This is a genomic window from Anoxybacillus sp. (assembly GCF_036834105.1).
Taxonomy (GTDB): domain Bacteria; phylum Bacillota; class Bacilli; order Bacillales; family Anoxybacillaceae; genus Anoxybacillus.
In genome coordinates this window covers 1-3,305 of sequence record NZ_DAITON010000183.1, presented here as the reverse complement: position 1 = coordinate 3,305, position 3,305 = coordinate 1, and the positions used below count along the sequence as shown (strand labels likewise).

Below are 3,305 nucleotides of genomic sequence, written 5' to 3'. Positions count from 1 at the left end.
GCAACATGCGCTCTTGTTTCCAAAGGTGTCACACGCCCTGTTTGATGGTTAGGTACAGCGGATACGTGTGCACCAATTGAACTAATTGGGTAGACAAGTGATGTTCCATATTGGATTTTGATACGCTCAAATGCGTCTGTATTATCACTTGCCCAACCTTGTTGCATATAGTAGAGCATCCCCGGATCAAAACGATTTCCGCCGCTCGCGCAAGATTCAAATAAAACATGTGGAAACGTATAGGTTAATCGTTCAAGTAATTCATATAGTCCGAGAATGTAACGATGAGCAACTTCTCCTTGCCTATTCGCTTCTATTGAAGATGAACCAACTTCCGTCATATTGCGATTCATGTCCCATTTCACGTATGTGATGTTTGCGCTTTTTAGAAGATGACTAATCGTCTCGTACAAATAATCTCTCACATCTTTTCTCGTTAAATCGAGAATATATTGATTTCTTCCGTGCGAAACAGTAGAACAATTTGGAGCTTTCAACACCCAATTCGGATGTGCCTCATACAATCTACTTTTTTCTGACACCATCTCTGGCTCAATCCAAATTCCAAACTGTAACCCTTTCTCGTTTATTCGCTCAGCTAATAAAGATAAGCCGTTCGGAATTTTATTTTTATCCACACGCCAATCTCCTAGCGATGTCGTGTCGTCATTTCTTCCTTCAAACCACCCGTCATCTAAAACGAACAATTCAATGCCTAAGTCTTTTGCTGCATCTGCAATGGCCAGTAATTTTTCCTCATCGAATTGAAAATACGTTGCTTCCCAATTATTAATTAAAATCGGGCGTGGACGATGGCGCCAAAGTCCTCGAACAAGATGCGAGGCGTATAAGCGATGGTACGTTTGACTCATTCCGTTTAAACCGTTTGACGAATATACCATCACAACTTCAGGAGTTTGAAACGACTCATTCGGATGTAATATCCATCTAAAATCAAATGGGTTTAGCCCTATGAAAGCGCGAGCAACGTCATAATGGTCTACTTCCACCCCTCCAATGAAGTTTCCACTATATACGAGGCTAAATCCGTACACTTCCCCTATATGTTCTGTCGCATCCTTACGCTTTAAAGCGAAAAAAGGATTATGCTGTGAACTGCTCGTACCGCGCTTACTATCAATAAACTGTACTCCTTTTTGTAACACTCTAGAAGTAACGTGACGCTCACGAATCCATGCGCCATCTAAATGAACCATTTCAAACTGAGAATCGGGATAGTCGACAACGGCACTTAACATTCTCTCAATAGCAATCGAGTGTTTTCCGTTATTTATTAAACGAGCACTTCTCGTTATGACGTTCTCATGCTCAAATACACTATATTGCAACTGCAGCTTTATTCCCGTTCTTTTATCGCACAACGTAACAATGAGCGTCGCGGCATCATTCTCATCATCTACATATGTGGCAGGGAGACCTTCCAACTTTGGTTTTCCCTTCAACACCTCGTATGATTGGAAAACAAATTGAGTAATACGACTCCCGTCTTCATACCATATGTGAAATGCTGGTTCACGAAAGTCTGTTGTCCCATATGAAGGATACTCTTGTTTGATGACTTCAAAAGAAAACGTTTGATCTCCTTTGTATAAAAATGTTGCATTGCCAACGGGCTCATTCGGCAACTGAAATAAGTGAGAAAAATTGTCACGATGATTTACTTTTTTTCCGTAATACAAATGCCCGAGTTGTCCGTTTTTCAATACACAAAAAATATAGCTGCTTTCCTTCGTTTGCAAGTGAAACTGTCCTAATGATTCGTTAATAAAGATAGGCATTTTACTTCACCGCACTTCCTAACATACCTGAAATAAAATGGCGTTGTAGCGCTAGAAAGAAAATAATAATTGGAACAGTAGCTAATGTCACACCAGCCATCACTTGCCCATAATCAATACGCGATAGCCCAAATAAACTAGAAAGCGCAACCGGGAACGTGTACATATCTGTTGACGAAACAGCAATGAGCGGCCATAAAAAACTATTCCATTGGTACATAAATAGAAAAATAGCTGTCGCTGCAAGCGCTGGTTTCATGGACGGCAATACGATGCGAAAGAAAATACGCCATTCTCCTGCCCCGTCTATTCTTGCCGCTTCAATGAGAGCGTTAGGAAATGCCAACATGTTTTGCCTCATTAAAAAAATTGCAAATGGATACGCCAAATTCGGAAAAATTAATGCTTTATACGTATTTAACCATCCAAACGCAGCCATCATTTTAAACAATGGGATAACGGTTGCATGATATGGAATCATCATCGATAAAAGAAAAATAGCAAAAATAGTATCTCTTCCTTTGAATTCGAACTTCGCAAATGCATATGCAGCCATGGTACAAACGAGCAAACTAACGCATGTGTATGTTAGCGATACAAACAGCGAGTTAAACATGACCCGACTAATTCCGATGGATTCATTTAAATTTATGACATTTTCGATTAACTTCGTTCCAGGAGTAAATGAAAGCTGTTTCGAAAACAGTTTTCCACTTTCATTCGTCGCACCGATAAACGCCCAATAAAATGGAAATAACGAAATGAGCGCCCCAACGGTCAGCGTCACGTATAAACCTATTTTTTTCATCGCTCATCCCCCGATACTTTAAACTGAATAAAGCTCAAAATAGCAATTAAAACGACAATGACATATGCAATGGTTGAGGCGTATCCAAAGTCAAAATAACGAAAACCTGTTTGATATAAATACATCCCTATCGTTAACGTCTCATCGCTCGGTCCACCTTTTGTCAACGTATATGGTTCATCAAATAATTGGAGTGTCCCAATCGTTGACAAGATCGCTGTAAATAGAATGACTGGCTTTAGTTGTGGAATGGTAATTGAAAAAAATTGCCTTACCTTGCTGGCACCATCTATACTTGCAGCTTCATATAAATCTTCAGAAATATTTTGTAGAGCAGCTAAATAAATGACCATATTATATCCAACCCAACGCCATGTCATCGCTAAAATAAGAGATGCTTTCGCCCAAAATGGATGAGATAACCACGGAATTGCTCCGATTCCTAACCATTCTAATAGTTGATTGATCAAGCCATCGTTCATTAACATAATTGAAAAAATAATTGAATACGCCACAAGCGACGTAACAGCTGGTAAGAAAAAAGATACACGAAACGCAGCTTTCCATTTCAAGAGCGATGAATGAAGAAGAACAGCTAAAATAAGAGCCAAAAAAAGCATAAGCGGCACTTGTATAATGAGAATGATAAATGTATTTTTTAATGCTTTTAAAAAAATGGCGTCATTAAACAAACGCTT

The 3,305-nt window shown here is 39.2% G+C and carries 3 protein-coding genes; all 3 read right to left on the bottom strand.

Going from position 1 to position 3,305, the window contains the following annotated elements:
* On the bottom strand, positions 1-1,799 hold a 1,799-nt coding region (locus tag V7Z64_RS12490; protein ID WP_334110610.1), incomplete at its 3' end, for an alpha-galactosidase.
* A 1-nt stretch (position 1,800) separates the two neighbouring features.
* A complete protein-coding gene (locus V7Z64_RS12485) occupies positions 1,801-2,607 on the bottom strand; it encodes a carbohydrate ABC transporter permease (protein WP_297989349.1) in 807 nt (268 codons plus the stop codon).
* Positions 2,604-3,305: carbohydrate ABC transporter permease (locus V7Z64_RS12480; RefSeq protein ID WP_334110607.1), on the bottom strand; the 702-nt coding region annotated here is incomplete at its 5' end. The genes V7Z64_RS12480 and V7Z64_RS12485, both read right to left, overlap by 4 nt.